Source organism: Aeromonas sp. 5HA1 (assembly GCF_029237245.1).
GTDB classification, from domain to species: Bacteria; Pseudomonadota; Gammaproteobacteria; order Enterobacterales; family Aeromonadaceae; genus Aeromonas; species Aeromonas salmonicida.
Genome location: NZ_JAACFW010000030.1, coordinates 26130 through 53051, shown reverse-complemented (window position 1 = coordinate 53051; position 26922 = coordinate 26130). Strand labels below are relative to the sequence as shown.

Sequence of the window (26922 nt, the reverse complement as noted above, 5' to 3'; positions counted from 1 at the left end):
CGGCTGCGACAACCGCGGGTCGGCACCCGCAAGCTGCATTATCTGCTCCAGGGTCAGGATGATGTGTGGCTCAAGGTCGGGCGGGACAGGCTGTTTCGGATATTGGCCGAGCATCGCCTGCTGGTGCAGCCCAAGCGGGCGTATCACAAGACCACCCACAGTTTTCACCGCTTCTACCGTCATCCCAACTTGCTCAAGGCAGGGTCGGAGCAGGTCACGCCGGTGGCACCGGAGCAAGTCTGGGTCGCCGACATCACCTATCTGCCAGCCAGGAGCGGGCCACTGTACCTGAGCCTGGTGACGGATGCTTACTCACGCAAGATAGTGGGTCATCACGTGCACGAGGGGATGCACGCCGAGTCGGTGGCGATGGCGTTCAGACAAGCGCTGAAGCAACAGCGTGGCGGCGGGGGGCTTATCCATCACTCGGACCGCGGCGTGCAGTATTGCTCGGGCTTGTATCAGTCATTGCATGAACGGCACGGGGTGAAATGCTCGATGACGGATGGCTATGACTGTTACCAGAATGCGTTGGCGGAGCGGGTGAACGGGATATTGAAAGGAGAGTTGTTGTTGCAAAGCCCGCAAGATTTGGCGCAAGCACGGGAGATGGTGCGTGAGGCGGTGGATATTTACAACCTGGAGCGGCCGCATCAGGCCTTGAAATACAGAACCCCCGATGCGGTGCATCGGGGGTTCTGAGTGGAGAAATGCTAGCCGAAAATGTGTAAACCTATTTCAGGACTAGACAACCTTTACCGCGGCTAGATGTCGTCGAGCCGATGCACACCGTGTACCAGTCGGGTCAAGCGGGTTTGTTCCAGCGACGCCAGCGAGGTCAGCAAGACAGCTGTCTCGTCGGTCGGGCACTCGCGGGCCAGATGGCTCAGCTCGCCGATGAGTTTTTCTTCCTGACGACACACCTGCTGCACTATGTCCTGAGTCTGGGCAGTGGCAGGTAGTGCCAACCGCTGGATCTCGGGCAACAGATCCTCGCTGAAGCCCCGCTCCAGCCAGGTTTCCTTGACGCCCTGACTCAGCTGTCCCTGATAATCGTGCAGATGGGCACTCGCTTCATCTTCCCGCCCTTGCAGATACGCCAGCAACATGCGGCTGCGCTCGCCATCCACTTCTGCCATCAGTCGCCCATAACAGAGTCCGAGCTGGTGATGAACCTGTTCGAGGTAAGACAGCAAATCCTTGATCTGTTGAAATCGCATCACTCACTCCTCCTGCCACGCCACACCTGTTGAGTATAAAAAACAACCACACATATCCCAAACCAAAGGAGGTCACTTTTTGTGCTGCATCAAGGGGATGGATAACAAAAGAGATAAAGGAACAAAGTGGAACGATTTGTGCCATCTTGGTGGCAGCCAAAGAGTGCGAACAGCCCTCCTGCTCCCATGACTAACAAAACAGACAACGAAAGCAGATTATCCAGGCTATATTCGGAAAAAATCAACAATAGCCAAATACAATATTGCGCCCTGATAAACCACTGTCGTCGTTAGTCATCCGGCGAGAATCCTTATCACTTTTTTAGACGTCTAGACGTAGAAACATGCGTTGACATAGCCATCCAGACATCTTAGCATCATCCTCCATGATGACAGAGTAACCCAGTGGAACCTCTGCCCAATTCACCCGCCTGTAGCGCCCTGTGCTTTAAGGCTGTTAGCACGGAAGAATCCATGATTAAGTTGATCGGTCTCAACAAAGTCTACGGTAAAGGCAGTGATGCCGTGCACGCCCTGCGTGACGTGAGCCTGCATGTGCCACAAGGCAAAATTTTCGGGGTGATCGGTGCCTCCGGTGCCGGCAAGAGTACCCTCATTCGTTGTGTCAACCTGCTGGAGCGCCCGACAGAGGGGCAGGTCATCGTCGACGGCCAGGACCTGACCGCCCTGCCGGAGCGGGAGCTGACCCAGGCCCGCCGCCAGATCGGCATGATTTTTCAGCACTTCAACCTGCTCTCCTCCCGCACAGTGTTCGCCAATATCGCGTTCCCGCTGGAACTGGCAGGCTGGAGCAAGGCCCAAATCCAGACCCGGGTCTTTGAGCTGCTGGCGCTGGTCGGGCTGGAAGCCCGCGCCCACGCCTATCCGTCCGAGCTGTCCGGCGGCCAGAAACAGCGTGTCGCCATCGCCCGCGCCCTGGCACCGGCTCCCAAGGTATTGCTGTGTGACGAAGCCACCTCGGCCCTCGACCCGCAGACCACACGTTCGATCCTGAGCCTGCTCAAGGAGATCAACGTCAAGCTGGGGCTCACCATACTGCTCATCACCCACGAGATGGATGTGGTGAAGGGGATTTGTGATGACGTGGCCATCATCAGCGACGGCAGTCTGATCGAGCAGGGCGAGGTCGCCTGGTTCTTCAGCAATGCCAAGACCCAGCTGGCCCGTGATTTCATCCACTCCACCATCCATCTGGAGGTGCCGCAGGAGTATCAGGACCGCATGGGCAGCGAGCGAGTGGCGGGCAGCTATCCGCTGGTGAAACTCGGCTTTACCGGCAGCACCGTCGATACACCGCTGATTTCCGAGGCGAGTCGTCGCTTCAACATCGATATCAGCATACTGAGCGCCGATATCGAGTACGCCGGGGGCGTCAAGTTCGGTTTCCTGCTGGCAGAACTGTTCGGGGATGAGGCCCAGTGCGAGGCGACTCAGCAGTTCCTGATAGACAACCATATTCAGCTGGAGGTCATGGGTTATGTCCGCAGCAACGACTGATCTGCTCATCACTGCCCTCAAGGGCTGCCAGACGCAGTCCCTGATCACAATCGCATTCAGCTGGAGGTAATGGGTTATGTCCGAAGCCATGATTAATCTGCTGGTCACCGCCCTCGGTGATACCCTGCTGATGGTGTTTGCCTCCGCCCTGTTTGGCTGCCTGCTCGGCCTGCCGCTGGGTGTGGCACTGCACGTGACCAAGGCGGGCCAGATCCTGGCCAACCCGGCCCTGAACAAGTTGCTCGGCATTCTGGTCAACATTGGCCGCTCAGTGCCCTTCATCATTCTGCTGGTTGCCATCATTCCGCTGACCCGGCTGATCGTCGGCACCAGCATAGGCACCATAGCCGCCATAGTACCGCTGACCATAGGTGCCGTGCCCTTCATCGCCCGTCTGGTGGAAGGGGCACTGATGGAGGTGCCGGACGGCTTGCTGGAAGCGGCCAAGGCCATGGGTGCCAAACCTTTGCAAATCATCACCAAGGTGCTGCTGCCAGAAGCCCTGCCCGGCATCATCAACAGCGTCACCATTACCCTGGTCACGCTGGTGAACTACTCCGCCATGGCCGGTGCCATCGGAGGGGGTGGCCTGGGCGATGTGGGTATTCGCTACGGTTATCAGCGCTTTGACCCCACCGTCATGCTGGCAACCGTTGTGATTCTGGTTTTACTGGTTCAAATCATCCAGAGCGCGGGTGAGCGCCTGGTCAACACATGTGATCATCGTTAATCGTCGATTTCTGACAGGAGGTTTTTATGAAATTTGGCATTAAATCCGTTGCGGCAGCCTTGTTGGCTGGCTTGGTACTGGCCGGTTGCGGTCAAAAAGAAGAGAGCAAGACCCTGAAAGTAGGCGCCATTGCCGGGGCGGAATCCCAGCTGGTGGAAGCCGCGGCCAAGGTCGCCAAGGACAAGTTCGGTCTGGATGTCGAAGTGGTCACCTTCTCCGACTTTGCCACCCCGAACGTGGCCCTGAACGATGGCAGCATCGATCTGAACGCCTTCCAGCACAAACCGTATCTGGATAGCCAGGTCAAGGATCGCGGCTTCGATCTGGTACCGGTTGGCAACACCTTCGTCTACCCCATCGCCGGCTACTCCAAGAAGATCAAGGCCCTGGCTGATCTGAAAGAGGGCGCGCAAATCGCCGTGCCGAACGACCCGACCAACCTGGGCCGCTCTCTAATCCTGCTGCAAAAGCAGGGCCTGCTGACCCTGAAAGAAGGCACAGGTCTCGAAGCGACAGTGCTCGACATCGCCAGCAACCCGAAAAATCTGAAGATTGTTGAACTGGAAGCGGCACAGCTGCCCCGCTCCCTGGAAGATGTGGACTTGGCCATCATCAATACCGTGTATGCCTCCCAGATCGATCTGCTGCCTGGCCGTGACGGTCTGTTCGTGGAAGACAAGGATTCTCCCTATGTCAACCTGCTCGTCTCCCGTGGCAACAACAAGGATGACGCCAAGGTGAAGGAGTTCGTCCAGGCCTTCCAGAGCGACGAAGTGTACAAAACTGCTGACGAATTGTTCAAAGGCGGCATCGTCAAAGGTTGGTAATCACTCACTCAGCAAAAAAGGCCACGCCAAGCGTGGCCTTTTTTATTGCCGCGGTTATCATAACCGGGAGCACGGCAACACGAACGTAACAGAACATGAAAAAATGGTATCTGGCCTACTGCAAGCCAAAGGAAGAGGCCCGCGCACGCGCCCATCTCGAAGCCCAGGGGATTGAGTCCTATTACCCCATGGTCGAGATCGAGAAGCTGCGACGGGGCAAGCGTGTCCCTGTGCGGGAACCCATGTTTCCCAACTATCTGTTTATCTATGTGGATCTGGAGGAGGTCACGCCGGTCACCCTGAAGTCGACCCGTGGCATCAGCCGCATCATCCACTTCGGCAAGGAGTGGACCGCCATCAGCAGCCAGCTGGTTTATCAGTTGATGAGCCGTGACGACAGCGACGAGGCGAGAGCCAGCTACGCCAACCTGCCGACCCAGGGCGACAAGGTATTGATCGAATCGGGCCCATTGGCCGGATTCGAGGCGATTTATCTGGAACCGGATGGGGAGAAACGCGCCATCCTGCTGGTCAGCCTGCTCAACCAGGAGACCTCCAGCAGCTTCGATAATCAGGCTTTTCGCCGCCTGTAATGACCCTCATCAGGCAGGCGTTCATGACAAGCAACGCCTCATTCTTTCAGCAGCTTCGACTATCATGCTGTCTGCCGCCTGTACCAATGCTGAGGCGGGCCATCTGGCCCGCCTCATTTATTTATCCAGATCATCCGCCTTGGCGGCGTTATCAGGCCCCCAGTTCGAAGCGACTGATGACGGACGTCAAACGACCCGTATCCTGTGCCAGTCTGGCCACTATCTCTTCCCCCTGCTGGCTGCGCTGGCTCGATTGCCGGCTCAGCCCGGCGATCTCTTCCACTGTGCCCGCCACCTCCTGGGCAACCCGCGACTGCTGCTCGGTAGCGGTGGCAATGGCCCCCAGCTGACCGGACAGATCCTGCACCAGCTGCAGCATGGTATCCAGGGTCTGCGTCACAGAGGCAACGGCGTTGCGGCCCTGTTCGACCAACTGGGTACCGCTGCCGACCGTGCTCACCGTCTGGCGGGTCTGTTGCTGAATACTGGCGATGGTCTGACTGATCTCCTCGGTTGATTGACTGGTGCGACTGGCAAGCAAACGCACCTCATCGGCCACCACGGCAAAGCCACGCCCCTGCTCCCCGGCCCGCGCCGCCTCGATGGCAGCATTGAGCGCCAGCAGATTGGTCTGCTCGGCTATGGTAGCGATCACCTCGGTCACCCGGCCGACCTGCTCGCTCTGGGCACTGAGCAGCCCCATGGCCTGATTGGCCTGAGCTATCATGGCGGCAATCTCCTGCATTGTGGTGGTCATGCGACCGAGGGCACTGCCCCCTTGCTGTGTCTGTCCCTCAGCCTGGTGGGCCACTCGAGCCGCCTCGGCTATGTTCCCCGCCACATCACGGGTGCTGACTGACATCTGTTCGATCGCCGCCGCCACCGTATCCACCCGCTGATTCTGACTCGCCAGATCGTCGACGATGGCCCTGGTGGTGTTACCCACCTCGACACACGCCCCCTCCACCTGCCCCACTGCGCCCTGGATCTCGCCGACCAGCTGACGCAGCTGCAGCGACATCTGGTTGATGGATCCCGTCAATCCACCCAGCTCATCCTGACTCTGCACCGGCAGAGGGCGGGACGGCAGACGGCCATTGGCCACCAGATCGGCCCGCACCACCAGACTGGCGATGTCCCGGGTCAGACGGCGACTGAACAGCAGGGCGACCAGGGTGCCCAGCACTATGACGGTCAGGGTAGCCAGCAACAGGGTACGGTTGATGGTCTGACCGGCACTGGCCATCTTCTCCCCCATGCTGTCCACTTCAGAGCGAGTCTGGGTCACCTGGGCGGCCAGCTGACTGGCCAGCTGGGTCAACGCAGGTTCTATGTCGGTTGCCATCAGATGATTGGCCTGATCCCAGTCCGGGGCCTGACGCTTGCTTATCACCTGACCGACCAGTTCGGCAAAGGGCGCTGACATCTCTTCAAACAGCGACCAGAGGCTCTTCTGGGCCTCGGAGAAATTGGCCTGCTGCTGTTTCAGCTCGGCGACCCGCTGCTGATGGAACTGGTAGTAATCCTGATACTTGGTGCCATATTCGGGGTCACCCGAGATAAGGAAGTCGCGCAGGGCTGAGAGGGCATTGGAGAGGCTGTTATACGCATCCCCCACCTGCTTGAGCAGCAGACGGCGATCCCCTGGCAACTGATCCTGTGGGGTGGCTACCTCTTCATTGGCGAATGACTGCAACTGATCGAGGGCCGCTTCTGCCAGCGGACCCGCCTCCAGCAGCATGAGCGTGTGGGCGGGCAGGTTCTCCTCTGTGTGGGCGATGGCCCATACCTGCTCCTGACGTCCTTTGAAGGCCTTGAGCGACTGGGCAAGTGCGGGAGTGAACTGCTGCTGCTCGATGGCTTGCCAGGCCCCTTCCCACTCCTGCTTGAGGCGGGAGGCCTGGACCGGATCCTTGCCAAGAATGAGATAACCACGCAAGGAGGAGACGGTGGCCACCAGCGCCTTCTGGCTCGCCTCATCCCGTTGCAGGGCAGGCAGTGCCTGCTCCAGCAGCGCTGTCTCGACCTCGCCGATCCGGCCGAGCTGGTGATAGACAAGGCCGGAGGAGAGGATCACCAACAGATTGATAAAACAGAAACTAAACAACAACTTGCTTGAAATTTTCATGAACGTCCTTGTTCAACTGCGGGCATGCCGCCTGGCGATCAGTCCCCGATCAGGCCGGGTAACCGTTCGCGCCAGGTGTCATGCCACCCCATCAATTCATCCCGCGGCATGGGCCGGGCGGAGAAGAAGCCCTGACACACATCGCACCCCAATCTGGCCAGCAGTCGCCAGGTCAGCTCATCCTCGACCCCTTCGGCGACCGACTTGAGTCCCAACTTGCGGGCCAGTTCGATACTTGACTCTATTATGGCCAAGCGAGAGGGGTCCTCATAGCAGCGATCGACGAAAGAGCGATCCAGTTTGAGCTCGGTGAAGGGCAGCAGCGCCAGCTGCTGCATGGAGGAGTAGCCGGTCCCGAAATCATCGATGGAGAGGCCAAAGCCATGCATCCGCAGCCGAGTCAGCACTTCCAGCGACTTGCCCAGATCCTTGACGAACGAGCTTTCGGTCACCTCCAGGGTGATGAGCTCGGGGTTGATGCTCCAGCGCTGGCACTGGTTGATCAGGGTATTGCAGAGATCCCCCTCGATAAGGGAGGTGGTTGAGAGGTTCATCGACAGATTGAGGGAGAGACCTGTCTGCTCCCACAGGTGACCGTCACGCAACGACTTGCTGATGATCACCTCAGTCAGTTGATCGATGAGGCCGTTGTTCTCCGCCAGGGGAATGAAGCGCACCGGCGAGATGAGGCCGTAGTCAGGGTGCTGCCAACGGGCAAGCGCCTCCATGCCGACCCAGTGCCCCGAGCCAAAACTCACCTTGGGCTGATACCAGGGCAGCAGTTGATCCTGCTCCAATGCCCGGCTCAGCTCATCCAGCGTCAGGCTGTGACCATCTTCCTCCTGGGTACGCTCCTGCTGTGGGCGCCAGGCGCCGATCAACTGGCTGATCTGCTGCTGGCTGGAGGGCTTTTCGATGCGCCCAAGCACCTGCAGGCCATAGGCGGCACTCATCCGCAACACAGCCTCGACCACGTCATCTTCCAGTGCACTGGAGAGGATGATACCGCCACGAAAGCCCCCGAGGGAGAGACGGCGCAGCAACGCCATGCCATCCATGCCGGGCATGCGCAGATCGCAAAACAGAATGTCGACCTGATGGCGCTGACACATTGCCAGTGCCTCCACGCCATCCTGAGCCTCCAGCAGTGAGGTATAACCGAGCCCACGGATCTGGTGCATCAGTGCCTTGCGCTGAAACGCGTGGTCTTCCACCACCATGATCGCCAACTCATGCTGTGTCTTGTTCATCGAGCCATAGTCCAATTTCGCGTGTTATAGAGTTCATCAGCGCCTGTACTGTCTGGCTCAACTCGGTGAGTTCTTCCAGCTGTTTCAGTCGGGCCGCCGCTTCGAGTCGGGCAGCTTCCTCTGCCAATGGTAGCTGTCCTACCATGCGGGCAGCCCCCTTGATGCGGTGCGCAGTCTCTACCAGAGCATACGTATCCTGACGGGCCAATGCCTGCATCATGTCATCACTATCCTGGCGGTTGGAATCCAGATACTCCCGCGCCATGCTGCGGGCCACCGCCTCATCGCCAAACAGCGAGATCCAGCATGCCCCCAGATCCGCAGCGGGTTCAGCAGGCACCGGTATTACCTCGGCGACCGGTGCGGCGACCGGCAACCAGTCCTCCAGCATCTGGCGCAAGGTATCCAGGGTGTAAGGCTTGAACAGCATGTCGTTCATGCCGGCCTCCTGCATCTGCAGACTGGCTTCTTCTGACGTATCCGCCGTGACGCCAATGATGGGCGCCTGTTCCCCCTGCCCTCGCAGGGTCCGCGTCAGGGTATATCCATCCATCACCGGCATGTGGCAATCGGTGAGCAGCAAGGCAAAATCTTGCCCCTGCCAGGTGCGCAGCGCCTTCTCGCCATCATCCACCACCTCGGCATCCACCCCCAGAATGGCGAGCTGACGGGCCAGCAGGGCACGGTTGATGGGATGATCATCGGCCACCAGCACGCGTCCTTGCAACTTGGCCGTATGGGCCTCGACCGGATTGATCGCTTTCTCTCCCAGCAGCTGATGGCAGGTTTCCAGCAACAGATCCGGATAGAGCGGGGATTGCCCCAAGCGCCACCAGGCATCCGATCCCATGCGTCCGCGCAGTGCCTCCAGCGGGGAGAGCACTATGCCCTTGAGCGCGGATTGCTGTAAACGTGTCAGCCAATCGCTGCCCAGGGCCTGTTCCAGCCAGCCCTCCTCCGCGAACAGCAAGCCACTAAGTGGCTGTTGCCACTGCTGAGGATCCAGACGATTCAGCCTGGCCCCCAGCCGCTGCATGGCAGACTGCAAGGCGGCATCCTCGCCAAACAGCCACCATTCCTGACCCGCCAGCGCAGGTGCATCCCATCGACTCTCGGTCAACGGAAAGCTGAACGTCAGGCGGGTTCCCTGGCCGGGCTTGCTCTCAAGGGCCAGGCTGCCTCCCATTTTCTGCGCCAGCTGATGACAGATGGCCAGCCCCAGCCCTGTGCCGCCAAAGCGTCGATTTATGTCGGATTCCACCTGCTCGAATGGGGTAAACAGGCGATCCTGCTTCGCTTCGGCAATGCCGATACCGGTATCACTGACGGCGATGAGCAGTTGCTCGGCGCGATAACTGACCTGGATGCGGATCTCCCCCCGCTCGGTGAACTTGACCGCATTGTTGAGCAGATTGGAGAGCACCTGTCCCACCCGCACAGCATCGATACGCGCCTGGTCCGGCACGTCTGGCGCCCAATCCAGTGTCACTTTGAGCCCCTTGCCATGGGCCAGGGTGGCATGACCACGGATCACGTCACAGATCACGGAGGCGAGACGGCAGGCTTGATAATGCAGTTGCAGCTGGCCCGCCTCTATCTTGGAAAAGTCGAGCACATCGTTGACCAGATAGAGCAGATTGTTGGTAGAGGTGATGACGTTGCGCAGCATGTAACGCTGATCTTCATTCAATTCGCTCATCTGCAGCAGCTCCAGCATGCCGTGCATGCCGGAGATGGGGGTTCTGAGTTCGTGGCTCATGGTGGCGAGGAAACGGCTGCGCACCTGCATCGCCTGCTCCGCATAGGCGCGCGCCTCCCTCAACTCATGCTCCTGACGCTTGAGGGCAGTGATGTCCTGGATCACGCCGTTGAGGATCAGATTCCCCTCTTCCTGCGGCACGAAACTGCCGCGCACCTGCAGGTAGCGATCTCCCTCAGGGCGCTCGACCTTTACCTCCAGGTCGAGCGGTGCCAGTGTCTCGGCGTGGTTGGCGACCTTGCTGACAAAATCCTGCAGCGCCTCTTCGGTAAAGCCGAACACCTCGCCCCCGGACTCCGCCGACAGCATCTCCTGCTGGCTGGCCCCCAGGATCTCGTTCGCCCCTTGCGAGGCATAGAGGAAGCGCCCCTGGCCCGGCCCCTGCCACAGGTACTGATATACGATACCCGGCATACTGTCAGTGATCTGGGTGAGCCGTGTCTCAGCCTTGCGGGCCCGCGCCTCGGCTTCCTTGATACGGGTCACATCGGTGAGCACCGTCAATACACCCAGCATATCGCCGCTCGGTGATCGGTAGGGGCGCTTGGCATAGATGACGTGAAACAGGGTGCCATCCTGGCGGCGACTGTAACCAGCCCCTTCCAGCTGCTTGCCGCTGTGCCACACATCCTGCTCCTCTTTGAGCACCCGCTCACGCTCCTGGGGCGGCATGCCGTCAAGATCGATACACTCATCGCCCACGCAGGCACCAAGGAAAGCATCCCGATAAGCCTGGTTGCACAGCGTGATGCTCTGCTCCCGGTCACGCAGTGCCACCATGTTGGGCAGGGAGTTGAGCAGGGTCTGCACAAAGGTCAGCTGCTCGTTCAATTTGCGCTCGGCCAGCTGGCGCTGGACTATCTGGCGACGCAGCGTGCGGTTCCAGCCCATGAACAACAGCACGCAGAGCAGGAAGGCCCCCATACCGAAAGAGGACCAGAGCAGCACGGTCGCCGGGTTGATGCCGGTCTGGATGGTGAGGGAGAGCCACTTCTGTTCCAGCCTCGACAACTCGTCAGGCCGGATGGAGAGCAAGACCTTGGTCAAGATCTGCTGCAACATGGGATCTTGCTGATGGGCCGCCATGGCAACGGGCACTCGCAACTCGTTGCCAGAGAAGACCACCTGATAGCGGTTGTTGAATCCCTTCTGCAACGCCAGTTGCAGCGTCGTCATGCTCATCAGCACATAATCGACCTCATTCTGATCGAGCAGGGGCAACAGCCTGGTATCACTGCTGACCGTCACCGGATAGGCTCCCACCTCCTTGAGCACCAGTTCCTCCACAGAACCACCGACTATGCCTACCTTGTGCCCCTTGAGCTGATTGAGATCCTCAAGCTCAGCCACCCCCTGTCTGGCCGCGATCACTCTGTGGATGAAGGCGTACTCAGGGGTAAACAGAGAGAATTGGCGGCGCTCGGGCGTCGGCGTCATGGCCGGAATGAAATCCAGTTTGCGCGCCTGGAACAGCGCCTGGGTTTCGGTCCAGCTGCTGGTCGGTACCAGAGTAAACTTGAGACCGGACCGGGTGCTCATCACCTTGAGCAGGTCGGCGATGAAACCCTTGAGCTGACCCGTACTGTCGATCTCGCTCACAGCGGGCCAGTCAGGTGCAACGCCAAACTTGAGCGTGGGATGCAAGGCCAGCCAATTCAGCTCGCTCTGGTTGAAGATAATCTGGCGAGGGCCATGAGCCAGTTCATAGTCGACTATGCCCCCCGTCTCCAGAATGCGGCGCCGATCCTCAAGGGGGATGTCGTTGAGCGCCAGCTCCAGCAGTGCCAGTAGTCCCTGATTATTGGGTCCCACTGCCATGGCCAGCGAGGTATCCGTCACCCAGTCCGGAGTGATCACTTTCAGGCCGGCCTGCTGCTGCAGGCGTTGCAAGCGAACCAGGGCAGGCAGATCGGCCAGATAGGCGTCTGCCAACCCCTTTTTCACCATGAAGACGGCCTCGTCGCTGCTGTCTGCCTGCGCCAACTGGTCCATGCCCAGCTTCTCAAGGTCCTCACAGGAGTTGAATCCCTGTTCACACACCCAGCGTAATTGACGAGCCGCCGCCAGGGAGAGGGTGTCGTTCCCCTTCGCCAACAGCACACCACGGGGCAGCCCCATGAGATCCGAGGTAAACCGCATTTTCTGTTGCCGCGAGGCACTGGGGGTCACGCCGATCAGCATGTCGACCTCGCCATCAAGCAAAGCTTGCTGGGCACCAGCGTAGTAGGGATAGGTCTTGTAGCGCAGCGTCAGTCCAAGCCGACCTGCAACCAGAGAGGCAAAATCATCCAGCGGACCACTGAACCCCCCCCGGCTATTGGCATAGACGTAAGGGGGCCAGGCCACAGAGGGCATGCCGACAACCAGATCGCTGCGCGAGGCGAGCCACAGGCGCTCAGACAGCCCCAGCCGGTCCTTGTCCAGACTGGTTTGTGCCACAGCCAAATGACCCCAGCAGGCAAGCCAGCACAGCAGGAAGGCGCGATAGCAAAGACGCAACATGGATAACTCCTGAACAGATCGGAGAGCGATAATAGGGATTTTGGCAAAATGTGCGAATGAACATTCGTAATCAAACTCAACCGGATACAAAAATGGCAGGCCCAAGCCTGCCATTTTCCTGCAAGAAGGGGGCCAAGCCCCTTCTTGTCAGGTTATTCGATTCCCAAGTCGGAAGCCGGTTTGATATTCCTGCTCACGGATGTGGGCGATCTGCACATTTTGCCCTTCCAGGCCGATATCTTTCAGCAAGGCAGGTGAGAGGTGCAGGTAGCTGATGCGGCGCTCCAGCCGGGTGATCCGTTTCTGAACCAGGGATTCGACAGTGCGCAGCAGAGCCAGTTCGATAGACATGATATTCTCCAGTTGAACGTGCGGTTCTCCCGGAGAGAAGAGATCACCCTGCGGGACAACCGCGGGTGATAAAAAGACAGGGGTTACCTGTTTCCTCCACGCGGTAAAAAAAGAGCACGAGTCTTCGCGCTGCCAATGCAGCGATCGGACGCAACGTTTAGCATTGAATGTTGCATATTCGTCTCCTTACCAAGTGAAAGTTGAACAAGTTGCCACAGTCTAAAAAAAGACCGAATTTTATACAATAACCTCACCCCCATATGGGTGGTGAGTCATCTATCAATGCCTGCGCGCGTTCATTTCTGCCCTTCTCGCGGGCGTATCAGATCCCGGACAGCAAGCGGAACTCTTCCAGCGCATAGGTATCCGTCATGCCGCTGACATAGTCGAGCAACAGCCGCACCCTGTAGTACCACTCCTGCTCTGCACCGCTGTCGAAACGGGGATCCCTGTTGGCCACGGCCAGCCGGTATGCCTTGAGATGACGGGCCGACAAGCGGTGAAACAGGCGACGGGCGAAGAAGAGCTCGCTGCCCCCCTGCCCGGCCAGCAGGCGCTCGAATTGACTGGCGGGCAATGCCAGCAGGCAGGCATAGGTAGAGAGCACACCGCGCAAGGCGGCATAGCCTTCGAGCTCCAGCGCCTCGACCTCGGGGCGCATGAAAACCTGCTCGCGAGCCACCTGCTTGAGGGTGTCGAGCACCATGGCCGCCGGAGCCTGACCGTGCAGCAGCGCCTGGGGATAGGCACCGCTCAGTATGATCTCGTGCTCGCTCACATAGGTGTGGGCTGCCAGTGCGATCAAGTCGTGAGTCAGATGCTGGCGAAAATGGGGGAAGAAGCCTCTGTCCGAGGCAGTGGCATCCGTCAGCAGTCCGGCCATGTAGCTGCCTTCATCGGCCAGACGCAGCGCCTGTTGCAGCTCGCTCAGGCTGAGAATGCGTCTGTCCACCGCATCTTCGAGATCGGCGATGCAGTAAGAGATGTCGTCAGCCGCCTCCATGATGTAGACCAGCGGATGGCGGCAACCGGGTGCCAACCCCAGGCTCTGGCTCAGGGAACGGTAGAGGGGTTGCTCACTGAAGAAGATGCCGCGCTTGCTGGTCCAGCCGTGATGCTGGCCGTAATGAAGCCCCGGTAGGGGTTGCTGCGGATACTTGCACAGGGCGGCCAGCTGCCCCAGGGTCAGGTTCAGCTCATGCAGACTGTGCACCAGCCGCAGGCTCTGGGCATTGCCGTCAAACACCAGCAGATCCTGGCGCAGCTCAGCCCACTGCGGACTGGGCGTCTGGCCAAGGGCTGCAGCGAACAGGGTATCCAGCTCCTGTGCCAGCCACTGGCTCATCACCTGTTCGCCAAAGTGGCCGAACGGCGGGTTGCCGACATCGTGCAGCAGGCATGACATCTCCACCAGATTGATGAAGGCCCCCTCGCACACAGCACCCGCAGGCAGCGCCGCCAGAATGCGGCGGCTGATCTGGCGGCCGGTCTCCTGCACCTCCAGCGAGTGGGTCAGACGGCTGCGTACCGAAGCCTTCACATCGAGCGGGAAAACCTGGGTCTTCTGTTGCAGCCGGCGCACCGGTGCCGCCTGTACGATGCGGGCACGATCCAGCTCGGTCGCCTCAAGCAAATCTTCCTCACCCCAGGGGTGACTGCGCAGTGACGGGATCAAGCGCTGATACATATTATTCATCTCCTTCTGTGCCTGAAGCGGCAACGTAATGAGGCGGCAGACAGGCTCAGGAGAGCAGCCAGCGCTTCAGCCGGGCTATGTCACCCGGGCACTCGCGGCGCAGCGACTCTATCCAGTCCTCCACGTTCTCCCACCAGGCGGGGTGATCCGGGCTCTGGATCAGCTGGGCCAGCTGTTGCAGCCGGCGCAGACCGATGGAACCGGCCGCGCCCTTGATCTTGTGCGCCTCTTCCACCACGCCTGCCTGATCCTTGGCAATCATGTTGGAGTCGAGCACAGCCATGTAGTCCGGCATCATTTTCTCGAACAGTTCGACGCTGGAGAGCAGCACCGGCTTGCCCACTGTATCGGCGTAATCGGTGAGAAAGGCCAGGTCAAGCAGCGCATCCTGATTGTCTGCATCGGCTTGCTCGTCGGCCTCATCGTCAGCCAGATCCGCAAACAGGTGACCAATCACTTCGCGCACCGCCCTGGAGCCCAGCGGCTTGCTGATCACATCCTGCAGGCCGCGATCCCGATAATACTGGCGATCGCCGGTGGCATTGGCAGTGAGCGCCACCATGGGTGGCAAACTGTCGCCGTAGCGTGCCAGCAACTGGGCCGCCACATCGAAGCCGGTCATGTCCGGCAGCTGGATGTCGAGCAGGATCAGGTCAAAGTCATCGGGATTGGCCATGGCCAGCGCCTGGGCGCCGTCCCGGGCCACCTTGACCTCATGCCCCAACTTGTTGAGCAGGGCGCAGGCCACTGTCACGTTCAGCTCCACGTCCTCCACCAGCAGGATATCGAGGGTCGGCATCTCCTGCTCGGAAGTGGCCACCTGAGGTTCGACGCAATCCACCTCCAGCTCGGCGGTGAAGCAGGATCCTTCACCCGGGTCGCTGTCCACATAGAGCTGACCACCCATGGCCTGCACCAGCTGGCGGGAGACGGCCAGACCTATGCCGGTGCCGGTGGCGTGCTTCTTGCCTTGCACCTGATAGTACATGGCAAAAATTTTCTCCTGCTGGGCGCGAGGTATGCCGACACCGGTATCCTCCACCTCGAAGTGCAATGCCAACTTGCCCGGCACATCGGCCGCATGGGAGAGGCAACGCACAGTCACGCCGCCCTCATCGGTAAATTTGACCGCATTGCCCACCAGATTCCACAGCACCTGGCGCAGGCGGGTGCCATCGGCCATCACGAACTGCGGCATGTCGCCATCCCGATCGAAATGCAGATAAAGCCCCTTCTGCTCCGCCTGGATGCGCGACAGCGTCTCCAGCTCGTCCAGAAAGGCGGGCAGGTCGATGGGGGTCGGCGCTATCTCCAACCGGCGCCGGTCCAGCTTGTCCAGATCTATGATGTCATTGAAGATATTGCCCAGGGTCACGGCACTCAGGTGGATGGTCTTGAGCTGCTGATGCTGCCGGGGATCGAGGGGAGTATCCATCAGCATGCGACTGAGGCCCACTATGCCGTTGAGCGGAGTGCGCAGCTCATGACTGATGGTGGAGATGAAGGTGGTCTTGTCGCGGCTCGCCTTCTCCAGCTTGTCCTGATACTGCTTGCGCTCTGTGATGTCGCGGCCAAAACCGAGCAGGCCGAGCCGCTTGCCGAAGCGATCGAAGAAAGGCACCTTGCGCAGCTCGAAGTAGGCCTTGCGACCGTCGGGGTACTCCAGCCACTGTTCATAAGTGAGCGGCTCGTTCTGGGCGAAGACCTGCTTGTCGGTCTCCACCACCTTGCTGGCGATGTCGTGCTTGTAGACATCGAACGGGGTCAAGCCGATGAGCTCCGCTTCCACCTTGCCGGTCAGCTCCTCCATGGCGCGATTGCAGCCGGAGAACTGCTCGTCTTCGTTGCGGTAGTAGACCAGATCGGGGGAGCAGTCGATGAAGGAGCGCAGCAGGGCGGTGCGCTCCCCCAGATGCAGCTGGGCCTTCTCGCGCTGGAATACCTCGTTCTCCAGATCCTCGATGGCCTGCTGGCGCAGTGTCTCGGCCCGGTTGGTCTCGGCGATCTGGGCGTTGAGGCGGCTGATGTTCTCCTGCAGCTGGCTGTTGAGCTCGAGATCCCGCTCGCGCATGTCCTGCAACTTGCGCACCATGCGAGTCAGCCGCTGGCGGGAATCCTCCAGCTGATCCACCACGATGGAGAGAAAATAGACGGCCCAGGGGGTCACCAGCAGGCCGAAGAAGACGGAGCGCACCAGGTCGACTATGTCTACGGTGCCGCGCAGAAACAGGGTTACCCCCATCTGGATGGAGACGGCCAGCACTATGATGCCCGTCGCCAGGAACATGCTGAAGCGCACCAGACCCAGCTTGGTCATCAGATCGACGTAATATTGCGCCCAGGATTTTATTTGTTTCATCTTGTTGTTTTCTCCCCGATATTCGCCGAACAGAATACCAGCACGGCGCGCCGAACTCTTGTTCCGTCACGCTATTAATTATTGATTAACGCCATCTGCCAACTGGGATAGCATGCTTTGGTGGACTCAGTCAGCCGCAGTTCAGCTTGCTGTCCTATCATCCCGAGCCATTTCATCCAACAGCTTGTTATTTCAGGAGTCTTACCGATGCGCACTCTCACCCTGCTGAGTCTTGGCCTGCTGGCAGCCAATGCCGCACACGCCGATCTGGGGGAGATCCCCAAGCAGTCCGGCTGGTCCGGTTTCCTGCTGGGCGGGGTCAACGCCGTCAGCTACAAGTCCAACTTCTATGCAGGCGATGACAGCAACAGCCGCATCAATGACCTCGGCTCTCCCGACAGTGAAAGCGGTCTGACTCCCCTCATCAACGCTGACATTCGCTACACCTTTGCCGATACCCGTACCCAAGTGTTCCTCGGCAACCTGATCCAGGATGCGATCCGCTTCGACTTCACCCAGCAGCTGGGTCTGCGCCAAGAGATGGGCGACAAGGGAATTGTCGCCACTTCCCTGGTGTTCAACGCCATGCCGGTCGAGCTGTGGAGCGATCCCTTCGCCACCAATGTGGATCGCAGCTCCACCGATGTGAAATCAAAAGGGGTTCGCTTCACCTGGGACAAGATCTGGGGCAGCAACTTCCACGGCAGCCTCACCAGCCGGGAAGTGGATCTGGATGAAGAGCGCAGTGGGCAGCAGTATGACCTGACCCACGGTACCCACTATGCCTCCATGCTGGATCGCAACGGCAAGGTGCACGACATGGAGATCTCCTATCAGTGGCACTTTGGCGGCAACCAGCTGCTGGAGCCCGCGATCCTCTACAAGCAGGCAAGGCTTGATGGCAGCGCCGAGAGCTTCAAGAACACGGGTCTGCAGCTGACCTACGCCAAGCGTGGCCCCCAGTGGTCCATCGTCAGCAACGTCTATGCCGGCAAGCGCAACTATGAAGAGGCGAATCCCATCTTCGGCCAGAGCGCCGATGCAAACGAGTTTGCCATCAACGGTACCTTCTTCTGGCACAGTCTGTTCGGCGTCAAGGATCTCGCCGCCACCTTTACCACGGCCTACTCCACCGCCGACTCCGACATCAGCTTCTACGACAGTCAGGCCACCCGCGTCAGCACCGGCCTGCTCTACAACTTCTAAACCGGTCCATTCCAGCAACAACAAGGCCACCCCATGGGGTGGCCTTGGCATTTGTGCGCGTGGCTGACGTCAGATACCGAGCGAATCGAGCAGATCGTCGTGCTCATTGGCCGCCTTGGCGGCAACCGGCGTCGGCTTGGATGCCGCCAGCTTGGTCTGGGCGATCAGCGCATCCGGATCCAGCTCCTCTTCGTCCATGCCATCACTGTGAATGCGGATGAACTCTGTCCTGTCCATCGCCAGCTCCAGATAGAAGATGTTGTTGCGGGAGGTGAAGAAGGTAACCCGCCGCGCTTCCGGGTTGTCGAGGTTGGTGTCGACGCTCAGCATCACCTGTTTGTTCAGCGCCAGCATTTTCGGCTGGTTCTGGGTAATGTGAGTCTGCAGATCCCGGCCCACCTTGACGGTGAAACTGCCGACGATCTGGTTCATCAACTCGCCCATGACGTTGCTCACCTCGTCCGAAGTGTGGGAGATGGCGAGATCTTCCTTGGAGAGGCCCATGCTGAGCATGTAGCTCTCGTACAGCTCCATGGCCGCAGAGGCGGAGAAGTTGATCACGACCAGGCCGGAGAAACCACCGTCGAACAGCACGAAACAGCCGATATCCGGCTTGAGACAGGTCTTGCTGATGCGCTGCACCATGCCGGAGAAACGCACCTGACTCTGGGTCGCCGCACTCAATACCCCCGTGACCGAATGGCACAGACTCAGCAACACATCCTCTGTGGTCAATACGGCGTCGTTGTCGGCTCTTGTCACTATCATGGGACCTTCCTGAACATCGAAAATGGGCTTATCTATACCATAACTCTAACAGATAGCGCGGCTTGAGCTCTGAAATAGCGAGCCGCCTCTCACTTGACTCAATTATCAACGCAAAGCGGGATGAAACCGGCCAGATGGGCAAGCCGGGCACGCCAGCTATCGGCTTGGGTTCGCAAGGCCTGCGGGTCATATGGCAAAGCGGGGTGAGCCCCCCAGATGGGGCCGGGCCAGGCTTTGTCCGTGGTGAAGCGGGCGACATGGTGCAGATGCAGTTGCGGCACCAGATTGCCCAGCGCCCCGATGTTGATCTTGTCCGGGCTGAGGGCCTGTTCCATCAGGGTGGCGACGGCGCAGGACTCCTGCATCAGCTGTTGCTGCTGAGCGGGCGCCAGATGGTGGATCTCGCGCAAGTTGTCTACCCGTGGCACCAGGATGAGCCAGGGATACTGGCTGTCTTTGGCGAGCAGGACACGGCAAAGCGGCAGATCGCCGAGCAGCTGGGTATCCGCCTGCAGGCGAGTGTGCAATTCAAACATGAAGACCTCGTTGGATAAGGTGGGCGCTATGCACGATGAGAGCCCCCACGTTACTGCAACGGGCTGCAAACTTAAAGTCGCGGCACGGCCCAGCCGACGAAGCGCTTGCGAAGCTCCGGGTCCGCCTGCAAGAAAAGTTGCTGCAATCGCCCCTCCAGTTCGCTGGTTGCCACAGCAGGCACAGCATTGCCCGCTGCCACTGTGGTTGCCGCTCCGGCCATCGTCAACGCTGCCTTGCCACCGCTGCGGTTGTACTCCTCGAGCCGGGCTCGCCAGTCCATACCGATCAGCATGCCGCTGGTCATCAGTGCATCCTGCTGAGTATCGAGCGCCTGACCATTGGCCTGCAGCGTCACAACTGGTGCCTTGGCATAGGCCACCATCGCCTGCTCATCGGCTGGCTGTTGGGCCACCAGCGTCAAGCGCTGGTTGCTGGCCTGATAGCGCACCACCTGGGGATCGGATCGCACCTGACGATCGTTCTCGCTGCTATTGCGACTCGGGATCACCCCCTCATATCGCACCAGCAACTGCTGCTCCCCATCCGCCAGGGTAGCGTGCTGCTCATCTTGCAGCTTGCCCGCACTGACCGCCAGGATCTGGAAATCCGGTGGCACCACCACCTCGACGGCGGCCTGCGCCGTACTCATGCCCAGCGCCGACCAAAGCAGTGTCAAACCACTCCACTTCTGATAACTCTTCATGCTCGCTCATCTTCCTGATCGCTACGATGGGCGCAGGGTAGCAGCCGAAGATGACAGAAAAATAACGCAGGTCAGAGCAAGTAGCGGGGCCGCTCGGCAAACCACTGGGCCAGCACCTGCTTGAACAACCGGATCTTGCGTGGCACCCGCCGCTGCTGGGCGTGCAGTACATGGAGCTGATGCAGGCCGCTCTGCCACCCGTCGAGCACGGTCACCAGCTCTCCCGCGGCCAGCGCGGGCTCCACCAGCATCAGAGGGCACTTGGCATACCCCATGCCGGCGCGGGCCAGTTGCAGTACGGTACTGTAATGATTGGCCCGCACCTTGCCTTGCACCAGAATGTGGGCCTCTTCCTCTCCTCTGCGAAAGTGCCACTGCTCCCAGGCGGGGTTGCTCCCCTGCAACAGGCAGGGGCGGCTACTCAGCTCATAGGGGCTGGCTGGAATCCCTTCCCGCACCAGCAGAGCGGGGCTTGCCACCACCACGTCCTTGAGCTGACCGAGTGGCAACGCCACCAGGTTGTCGGGGATGCTGCTCATGGCGCGCAGGGCTATGTCGTTCTCCCCCTGGCTCATGTCTACCATGGCATTGGTGAAGTTGAGTTCGACCTCGACACCCGGGCAGAGCACTGCAAAATGGCCAAGCAGCTCGCTCACCATGCGATCCCCTGTGCTGACCGCGCAGGTAAAGCGCAAGCGGCCAGCATCCTCCTCGGTCAGTGCCTGGATATCCTCTTCCGCCTGCCGGACTAGCGCAAAGATCTGCCCCGTCTGCAAATAGAGGGTCTTGCCCGCCTCGGTGAGGCTGAGCCGGCGGGTAGTGCGCTGCAACAACTGGGCATTGAGGGCGGCTTCCAGGGCGCTGACATGGCGGCTCAGCATCCCCTTGCTCACCCCCAGCACATCGGCAGCGGCAGAGAAGCTGCCTCGCTGCACCACCTCGTAAAAGCTGGCCAGATGGGCGATATCCATCATTAGCTCCAATATGGAAACAATGAGTTTATTTTACGCGCTTTTTCCCCCGTTTCATCGCGCTAGAATCGACTTATCCCAACCAGGAGTGAAACAGATGAAGATTGTGATTGTGGGTGCCTCCGGCACCGTCGGCTCTGCGGTCAGTGAACTGCTTGCCAAGGACCATCAGGTGATCCGGGTCGGTCACAGCCGTGGCGATGCCACTGTCGACATGCGCGATCCCGCCTCCATCAAGGCGCTGTTTGCCCAGGTGGGCCAGTTCGATGCGCTGGTCGTCGCCAGCGGCAGCGTGGCCTTCAACGGTCTGACCGAGATGACCGACGAGCAGTGGCAAGTGGGGCTCCAGAGCAAGCTGATGGGCCAGATCAATCTGACACGTGCCGCCATTCCCTATCTGAATGACAAGGGCTCCATCACCCTGATCAGCGGTATTTTGAGCGAGGAACCCATCAACTGGGGAGTCAGTGCGACCACCATCAATGGCGCCATCGAGCACTTTGTGAAGGCCGCCACCTGCGAGCTGCCAAAGGGCTTGCGCATCAATGTGGTGAGCCCGACCGTGCTGACCGAGTCGATGGACAAATACGCCGACTTCTTCCCGGGCTTCGTGCCGGTGCCCGCCGCCAAAGTGGCACTGGCCTACCAGAAATCAGTGCTGGGCGTGCAGACCGGGCAGGTGTTCAAGGTCAACGGCTGATAGCCGCCACCCTCTTGCCGCCAGACCAGCAATAAAACGGGCCCCGCACTGGGGCCCGTCTGTTGGTCGGATTGTGCCTTTTGCCACCGGCAAACGTTTGTTTTCCGATGACAAAAAAAGGCGGCAACCCTTAGTCGATCAGACCGTACTGATCCCGCAGCACCTCGATGATCTCCTGCTTCGGATTCGCGGAGCGCACCAGCGGGTGACCGATGATCTTCTCGGCGATCCCGACATAGGTGTTGGAGATATCCATCATCACCTCGGTCGGCAGCTTGTTGCCTTTGGCCAGGGCGAAACGTTCCGGCATGCGGTTCTTGTTGAGCAGTATGTCCGGATCCGGGAAGTGGTTGAGCAGCCACTGACGGAAACCCTCTTTGGACTTCTCGACGATCTGGCCATCACGCAGCGCCGCGCCATCCCAGATGCGGGAGCTGTCGGGGGTGCCCACTTCATCCATATAGATGAGCTTCTCGTTGCCGGCAGCATCCTGGACATAGCCAAACTCGAACTTGGTGTCGACGAAGATCTGATCCAGCGAGGCCAGCGCATCGCTGATGACGTTGAAGCCCTCTTTGAGCAGCACTTCGTAGCGGTCTATGTCAGCCGGTTTGCTGAAGTTGAAGCCTTGGTAGTGGCGTTCGATATCCGCACGGGAGACGTTGACGTCATCGGCTTCCGGCACACCATCCAGCCCGGTCAGCACACCCTTGGTGGAGGGGGTGATAAGGATCTCCGGCAACTTTTGATCCTTTTTGAGCCCTTCTGGCAAAGTAATACCGCAGAACTCACGCTCGCCATCCTTGTAGGCACGCCACATGGAACCAGTGATGTACTGGCGGGCGATCGCTTCGATCATCACGGGGCGGGCTTTTTGCACGATCCAGACGAAGGGGTGCGGAATATCCAGGATGTGGCTGTCGGCCAGTCCCTTCTCCTTGAACAGCTTGAACCAGTGGCTGGAGATGGCGTTGAGCGCAGCGCCTTTGCCCGGTACGCCATTCAGCCCGTCGACACCTTGCCAGATGCAGTCGAAGGCCGAGATGCGGTCGCTGATCACCATGAGGGCGAGCGGCGCATCGGCAGGCACATCATAGCCTTTCTCTTTTATGAGCCGGGCACTGTCTTCGGGGGTCAACCAGTAGACGCTGCGCACTTTGCCGGAATGGACAGGTTTATCGGTACGGATCGGCAAATCGTCATTCACCGCCAATACTTGATCTGCAAGACTCATGGCTAATAACACTTCCTGTTTGTGGGAGGAATAAAACAGGGGCACCAGGCCCCTGTTTCTGGGGGGTTAACATATCAAGCGCATCAGACCCTGTATTTACAGGGGGATTAACCTAACAAAACAGGGGCACTAGGCCCCTGTTTCTATTCTGTTTTTGCTGCCTGGTCAGCCAAGCCCTTGGCAAAGGCCTCGGACAGGCTGATGTACATCTGGGAGATGACGCCGGACGCCACTGGCTTCTTGTCCTTGTCGAACAGGGTAATGGAGGTCTTGCCCCCCGCCATCTCGCCCAACTGGAAGCGATACTTCTCCTCTTCCAGCTTGAACGGCTCGCCACCCTTGGCTTTCCAGAAATCGCTGCCCGGTTCGTCGTATTCGACGTCGATCCAGCCCAGGGACTGCTGGGTATCCTTGATGGTGAAACCATAGGCCGGCAGCACCTGATTGAGGCGACGCCAGACCAGATCAAAGGAACCGTCCGCAATCCAGGCACTCAGCTCATTGTTGTCCAGACCCAGCTGCAAGCCCATGCCATCGTTGGCCTTGTGCTGCTCGCGGGACTTGAGCTGCTTGTCGTAATAGAGGGAGAACTGGTTCAGGGCGCGGGTCGCGTAGCGCTGGGCATCGGCTGGCGTCAACACATTGGTGGTCTCGCCATCAATGGTCTCTTCGTGATCCAGCACCCGTACCGACATGTTGACGGCATGACGCTGGGCATCGTTGCGCACTGTGAACTGGTAACGCTGGCGGATGTTGAAATCATCATCCTCTTCACTCCAGCCATCGAGGGCCTTGGTGTTGTCAAACCAGCCGGTCTGCAAGACGCCAGCCTGCTGATCCAGCTTCTCTGTGGTCACCTTGTATTGGGCCAGGAAGTTCATCAGGAAGGCCCAGGTATCGCGCTCCACACTCTGATTGGTACTCAGGGCATAGAAGGCCACTGTGGGTTCGCTGGCATTGGGCACGACCTGGCTGCCCGGTACCACTGTCAGCAGCTGGGCAGGCGGACGCACGTCAATCTTGGCGCCAAGAGCACCGTCACGGCTGCTCTCTGGCAACGCCGGGATGTCGAAATTGCTGTTAAAGGCGGGGGTACTCAACCCGGACGGCACCAGAAACGCACGACCTTCAAGTCGGGCATCCTCGTACTCGAAACCACGGTTGGCCATCTTGCGATCCTGGGGTGAACTACAGGCTGCCAACACGGCAACGGTCGCTACACTCAGCACCAGGCGCACTGCATTTCCCTTTCCATTTGCTTTAAACACTCGCCATCAACTCCGCAGTCGTCAGTGCTCGCGTCATCGCTTGTTCGCCCTCTGGGGTGAGGTCGGTGAGCGGCAGACGCAAGGTCGCCATCGCAATCAATCCCAGTCGGGCGCAGGCCCACTTCACCGGGATGGGACTCGGTTCGCAGAACAGAGTCTGATGCAACGGCATCAATCGATTGTTGATGTCATGCGCCTGCCCGGCATCACCGGCCAGCGCAGCACGACACATGTCGGCCATCTGGGCCGCTGCAATATTGGTGGTGACCGAAATGACTCCGTCTCCCCCTTGCAGCATAAAATCACATCCACTGGCATCATCGCCACTATAAAGCGCGAATTCCTCTCCGCACAGCTCACGCAGCAGCGGAGTACGGCTCAGATCCCCGGTGGCCTCTTTCAGACCTATGATGCCGGGTACCCTGGCTAACCGGGCTACCGTCTCCGGTTTGAGATCGCAACAGGTGCGACCGGGCACATTATAAAGAATTTGGGGCAGACCACTAGCCTCGGCGATCGCACAATAGTGACGATAGAGGCCTTCTTGGGTGGGTTTGTTGTAATAAGGGGTAACCGAGAGACCCGCCACCACGCCCGTTTCGGCGAATCGTTTGGCAAGGGCGATGGCATGGGCGGTGTTGTTGGATCCGCAACCGGCGATGACAGGAATGCGTCCGGCGGCCAGTTCCACGGTTTTTTCCACGACGGCGATGTGCTCCTGCTCGCTCAGGGTCACCGATTCCCCTGTGGTACCGACCGCGACGATGGCGGCTGTGCCCGCGCTGACATGATAATCGACCAAGGTGGCCAGACTGGCCCAGTCGACTTCACCTGAAGCCAGCATGGGGGTAACGAGCGCAACAAGACTACCGCGTAACATGGATATTTCTCCCGATTTTCAGGGGCGTTATGGTAAAGCTGCCCCCTTGGAAAAACAAGGGAGGCAGGGGGCAAGCCATGATACCATCCGGCACAAAACCCTGTGCGCGAGCGCAACAGCATGCGCCAAATCGTGGTCGTGACCACCACAGGCAGGGCTCGCCGCAACAACATTCTCAACAAGGTTGTCATGTCAGGGTGCAGAGAGTGGCCAGAGCGCTCCCGCTGTACTCACATTCACAACCAGCTAATGGACGAGAGAAGATTTATGACTCACTACCTGGTCGTAACGGCCATAGGCACGGACAGGCCTGGCATCGTCAATGAAGTCACTCGCCACGTCAGTGGGTGTGGCTGCAACATTGTCGATAGCCGTCTTGGTATCTTCGGTAATGAATTCACCTTCATCATGCTGCTGTCCGGTGACTGGAACAGCCTGATGCAACTCGAGATAAGCCTGCCCCTGCGCAGCCAGGAGTGGGAGCTCATCACCATGATGAAGCGCACCGAGCGTCACCATTCGCTGCAATACGACATCAGCGCCAACGCCGAGATCCTGATCCGGGATCAGCCTGGCATCGTAAGCCAGTGCACCCAGTTCTTCAGCGACCACGGCTGGGACATCCAGGCCATGCAGACCATGACGCTGGAGCAACAGCCCTACAACCTGCTCAAGGCAAGCTTCCAGCTCAATCTGGCCAAGCAGGGAGAAGCAGCCGGTTCGGATACGGCCTTCGCCGGATTCTGTCGTGAACTGGGCGCCGAATCGTTCGAATTCATCGTCAACAACAAACACGCCTGACGACCAACCCCAAGGAGAATCCATGCAACCTTTATCCGCTGGCACCCTGGCCCCCGACTTTTCCCTGTCAGATCAGGATGGCAATCCGGTTCGTCTATCCGACCTGCGCGGCAAGAAAGTGCTCATTTATTTCTATCCCAAGGCGATGACCCCTGGCTGCACCACCCAGGCCTGCGGTCTGCGTGACGTCAATAGCGAGCTGGCCGCTCTCAACGTGGTGGTGCTCGGCATCAGCCCGGATCCGGCAAAGCGCCTGAAGAAGTTCGAGGAGCGCGACAGCCTCAACTTCCGCCTGCTGGTCGATGAAGATCACGCCGTCGCCGATGCTTTTGGCGTCTGGGGCCCGAAGAAGTTCATGGGCAAGGAGTATGACGGCATTCACCGTCTGAGCTTCCTCATCGATGAAGAGGGCAAGGTCGTCCACCGCTTCGACAAGTTCAAGACCAGCGACCACCATCAGGTGGTGCTCGACCTCATCAAGGGTTGAGCCCGAAGACATATAAAACACACCATGCAAGAAGGGCCTGCAACTGCAGGCCCTTCGCTTGTCTCGCTCGCCGAGATCACAGTGTGATGATGGCATCACCTGATGAGTCAAGGCCGGGTAGCCATCTTGGCGGCCCCGTTTTCGTTGCCCCGTCTGCCAGGGCCTGTGGCCACAGCGACGGAGTCATGTTTGTGATGGTCTGGCATGCACCTGTGTCGGGTGCCTTGGTGGCGAGTCATCCGGGCACAAGCCAGATGACTCCTTTATTGTTACCAGCTCAAGCCGCAATGCAAGCACGCAACCGCTGCTTTTAATTAACCAGAAACCGCTCCGTTTTGATTTCCCGATCCGGCTTTCTCACCAACCTCCCCTGCCAGATCAAAAAATTCATCTGAGATATGGGTTAACGTGACCCCAGTTTCATTTTCCAGTGA

General features: G+C 59.3%; 23 protein-coding genes. 9 read left to right on the top strand and 14 right to left on the bottom strand.

Going from position 1 to position 26922, the window contains the following annotated elements:
* On the top strand, window positions 1-702 hold a 702-nt coding region (locus tag GWQ27_RS20410; RefSeq protein ID WP_275908193.1), incomplete at its 5' end, for an IS3 family transposase.
* Window positions 703-764: 62 nt separating this feature from the next.
* Here the strand turns inward: GWQ27_RS20410 and GWQ27_RS20405 are convergent.
* On the bottom strand, window positions 765-1220 hold the full coding sequence (locus GWQ27_RS20405; protein ID WP_275908192.1) for a hypothetical protein: 456 nt from the start codon (window positions 1218-1220) through the stop codon (window positions 765-767).
* 474 nt (window positions 1221-1694) lie between these two features.
* Here GWQ27_RS20405 and metN point away from each other — a divergent pair, with 474 nt between their 5' ends.
* The 4 genes from metN (at window position 1695) to rfaH (ending at window position 4888) form a co-directional block, all read left to right on the top strand.
* On the top strand, window positions 1695-2738 hold the full coding sequence (gene metN / locus GWQ27_RS20400) for a methionine ABC transporter ATP-binding protein MetN (RefSeq protein WP_275908191.1): 1044 nt from the start codon (window positions 1695-1697) through the stop codon (window positions 2736-2738).
* 76 nt (window positions 2739-2814) lie between these two features.
* A complete protein-coding gene (locus tag GWQ27_RS20395; RefSeq protein ID WP_017411745.1) occupies window positions 2815-3468 on the top strand; it encodes a methionine ABC transporter permease in 654 nt (217 codons plus the stop codon).
* A gap of 26 nt (window positions 3469-3494) precedes the next feature.
* The gene (metQ, locus tag GWQ27_RS20390; RefSeq protein ID WP_275908190.1) at window positions 3495-4295 is read left to right on the top strand and encodes a methionine ABC transporter substrate-binding lipoprotein MetQ; all 801 of its coding nucleotides are present in this window, start codon (window positions 3495-3497) and stop codon (window positions 4293-4295) included.
* Window positions 4296-4390: 95 nt separating this feature from the next.
* The gene (gene rfaH, locus GWQ27_RS20385; RefSeq protein ID WP_005311640.1) at window positions 4391-4888 is read left to right on the top strand and encodes a transcription/translation regulatory transformer protein RfaH; all 498 of its coding nucleotides are present in this window, start codon (window positions 4391-4393) and stop codon (window positions 4886-4888) included.
* 151 nt (window positions 4889-5039) lie between these two features.
* Here rfaH and GWQ27_RS20380 read toward each other — a convergent pair whose 3' ends face one another.
* The 6 genes from GWQ27_RS20380 to arcB form a co-directional block, all read right to left on the bottom strand.
* The gene (locus GWQ27_RS20380) at window positions 5040-7016 is read right to left on the bottom strand and encodes a methyl-accepting chemotaxis protein (RefSeq protein WP_159165654.1); all 1977 of its coding nucleotides are present in this window, start codon (window positions 7014-7016) and stop codon (window positions 5040-5042) included.
* 38 nt (window positions 7017-7054) lie between these two features.
* Entirely contained in the window at window positions 7055-8266 is a 1212-nt protein-coding gene (locus GWQ27_RS20375) for an EAL domain-containing response regulator (protein ID WP_275908189.1), read from the bottom strand.
* Window positions 8247-12527, bottom strand: coding sequence for a transporter substrate-binding domain-containing protein (locus GWQ27_RS20370; RefSeq protein WP_275908188.1), 4281 nt, complete (start codon window positions 12525-12527; stop codon window positions 8247-8249). The genes GWQ27_RS20375 and GWQ27_RS20370 overlap by 20 nt, the downstream gene beginning before the upstream one ends.
* Window positions 12528-12674: 147 nt before the next feature.
* A complete protein-coding gene (locus GWQ27_RS20365; protein WP_005311635.1) occupies window positions 12675-12878 on the bottom strand; it encodes a hypothetical protein in 204 nt (67 codons plus the stop codon).
* 322 nt (window positions 12879-13200) lie between these two features.
* Window positions 13201-14565 (bottom strand): dGTPase, encoded by a 1365-nt coding sequence (gene dgt / locus GWQ27_RS20360; protein WP_234579848.1) that lies wholly within the window; start codon window positions 14563-14565, stop codon window positions 13201-13203.
* A 55-nt stretch (window positions 14566-14620) separates the two neighbouring features.
* Window positions 14621-16933: an aerobic respiration two-component sensor histidine kinase ArcB gene (gene arcB, locus GWQ27_RS20355; protein WP_275908187.1), complete on the bottom strand. Its 2313-nt coding sequence runs from the start codon at window positions 16931-16933 to the stop codon at window positions 14621-14623.
* A 207-nt stretch (window positions 16934-17140) separates the two neighbouring features.
* Between arcB and GWQ27_RS20350 the strand changes: the two genes are divergently transcribed.
* Complete coding sequence (locus GWQ27_RS20350) at window positions 17141-18139, top strand: DUF2860 family protein (RefSeq protein WP_275908186.1); 999 nt, start codon at window positions 17141-17143, stop codon at window positions 18137-18139.
* Between the two features lie 69 nt (window positions 18140-18208).
* Here the strand turns inward: GWQ27_RS20350 and GWQ27_RS20345 are convergent, their stop codons facing one another.
* From GWQ27_RS20345 to GWQ27_RS20330, 4 genes are all read right to left on the bottom strand, one after another.
* Entirely contained in the window at window positions 18209-18907 is a 699-nt protein-coding gene (locus GWQ27_RS20345; RefSeq protein ID WP_021139750.1) for a DUF3334 family protein, read from the bottom strand.
* 98 nt (window positions 18908-19005) lie between these two features.
* Window positions 19006-19443, bottom strand: coding sequence for an HIT domain-containing protein (locus GWQ27_RS20340; RefSeq protein WP_005311624.1), 438 nt, complete (start codon window positions 19441-19443; stop codon window positions 19006-19008).
* 71 nt (window positions 19444-19514) lie between these two features.
* Window positions 19515-20147 carry a DUF2057 domain-containing protein gene (locus tag GWQ27_RS20335; RefSeq protein WP_275908185.1) on the bottom strand — a complete coding sequence of 211 codons (633 nt, stop codon included), beginning with the start codon at window positions 20145-20147 and terminating at the stop codon, window positions 19515-19517.
* Between the two features lie 71 nt (window positions 20148-20218).
* The gene (locus GWQ27_RS20330) at window positions 20219-21118 is read right to left on the bottom strand and encodes a LysR family transcriptional regulator (RefSeq protein ID WP_219598413.1); all 900 of its coding nucleotides are present in this window, start codon (window positions 21116-21118) and stop codon (window positions 20219-20221) included.
* A 97-nt stretch (window positions 21119-21215) separates the two neighbouring features.
* On the opposite strand from GWQ27_RS20330, the gene GWQ27_RS20325 reads away from it, so the two are divergent.
* Window positions 21216-21818: a short chain dehydrogenase gene (locus tag GWQ27_RS20325; RefSeq protein ID WP_275908184.1), complete on the top strand. Its 603-nt coding sequence runs from the start codon at window positions 21216-21218 to the stop codon at window positions 21816-21818.
* A 130-nt stretch (window positions 21819-21948) separates the two neighbouring features.
* Here the strand turns inward: GWQ27_RS20325 and GWQ27_RS20320 are convergent, their stop codons facing one another.
* The 3 genes from GWQ27_RS20320 to dapA form a co-directional block, all read right to left on the bottom strand.
* Window positions 21949-23052: a phosphoribosylaminoimidazolesuccinocarboxamide synthase gene (locus GWQ27_RS20320; RefSeq protein WP_005311616.1), complete on the bottom strand. Its 1104-nt coding sequence runs from the start codon at window positions 23050-23052 to the stop codon at window positions 21949-21951.
* Window positions 23053-23195: 143 nt separating this feature from the next.
* Window positions 23196-24320, bottom strand: coding sequence for an outer membrane protein assembly factor BamC (gene bamC / locus GWQ27_RS20315; protein WP_088814160.1), 1125 nt, complete (start codon window positions 24318-24320; stop codon window positions 23196-23198).
* The gene (dapA, locus tag GWQ27_RS20310; RefSeq protein ID WP_271772485.1) at window positions 24313-25200 is read right to left on the bottom strand and encodes a 4-hydroxy-tetrahydrodipicolinate synthase; all 888 of its coding nucleotides are present in this window, start codon (window positions 25198-25200) and stop codon (window positions 24313-24315) included. Before dapA ends, bamC begins: the two co-directional genes overlap by 8 nt.
* 267 nt (window positions 25201-25467) lie before the next feature.
* Here dapA and GWQ27_RS20305 point away from each other — a divergent pair, with 267 nt between their 5' ends.
* Together GWQ27_RS20305 and bcp are read left to right on the top strand one after the other, a co-directional pair.
* On the top strand, window positions 25468-26001 hold the full coding sequence (locus tag GWQ27_RS20305) for an ACT domain-containing protein (protein ID WP_005311611.1): 534 nt from the start codon (window positions 25468-25470) through the stop codon (window positions 25999-26001).
* Between the two features lie 22 nt (window positions 26002-26023).
* On the top strand, window positions 26024-26488 hold the full coding sequence (gene bcp, locus GWQ27_RS20300) for a thioredoxin-dependent thiol peroxidase (protein ID WP_275908183.1): 465 nt from the start codon (window positions 26024-26026) through the stop codon (window positions 26486-26488).
* The last annotated feature ends 434 nt before the right edge of the window (window positions 26489-26922 follow it).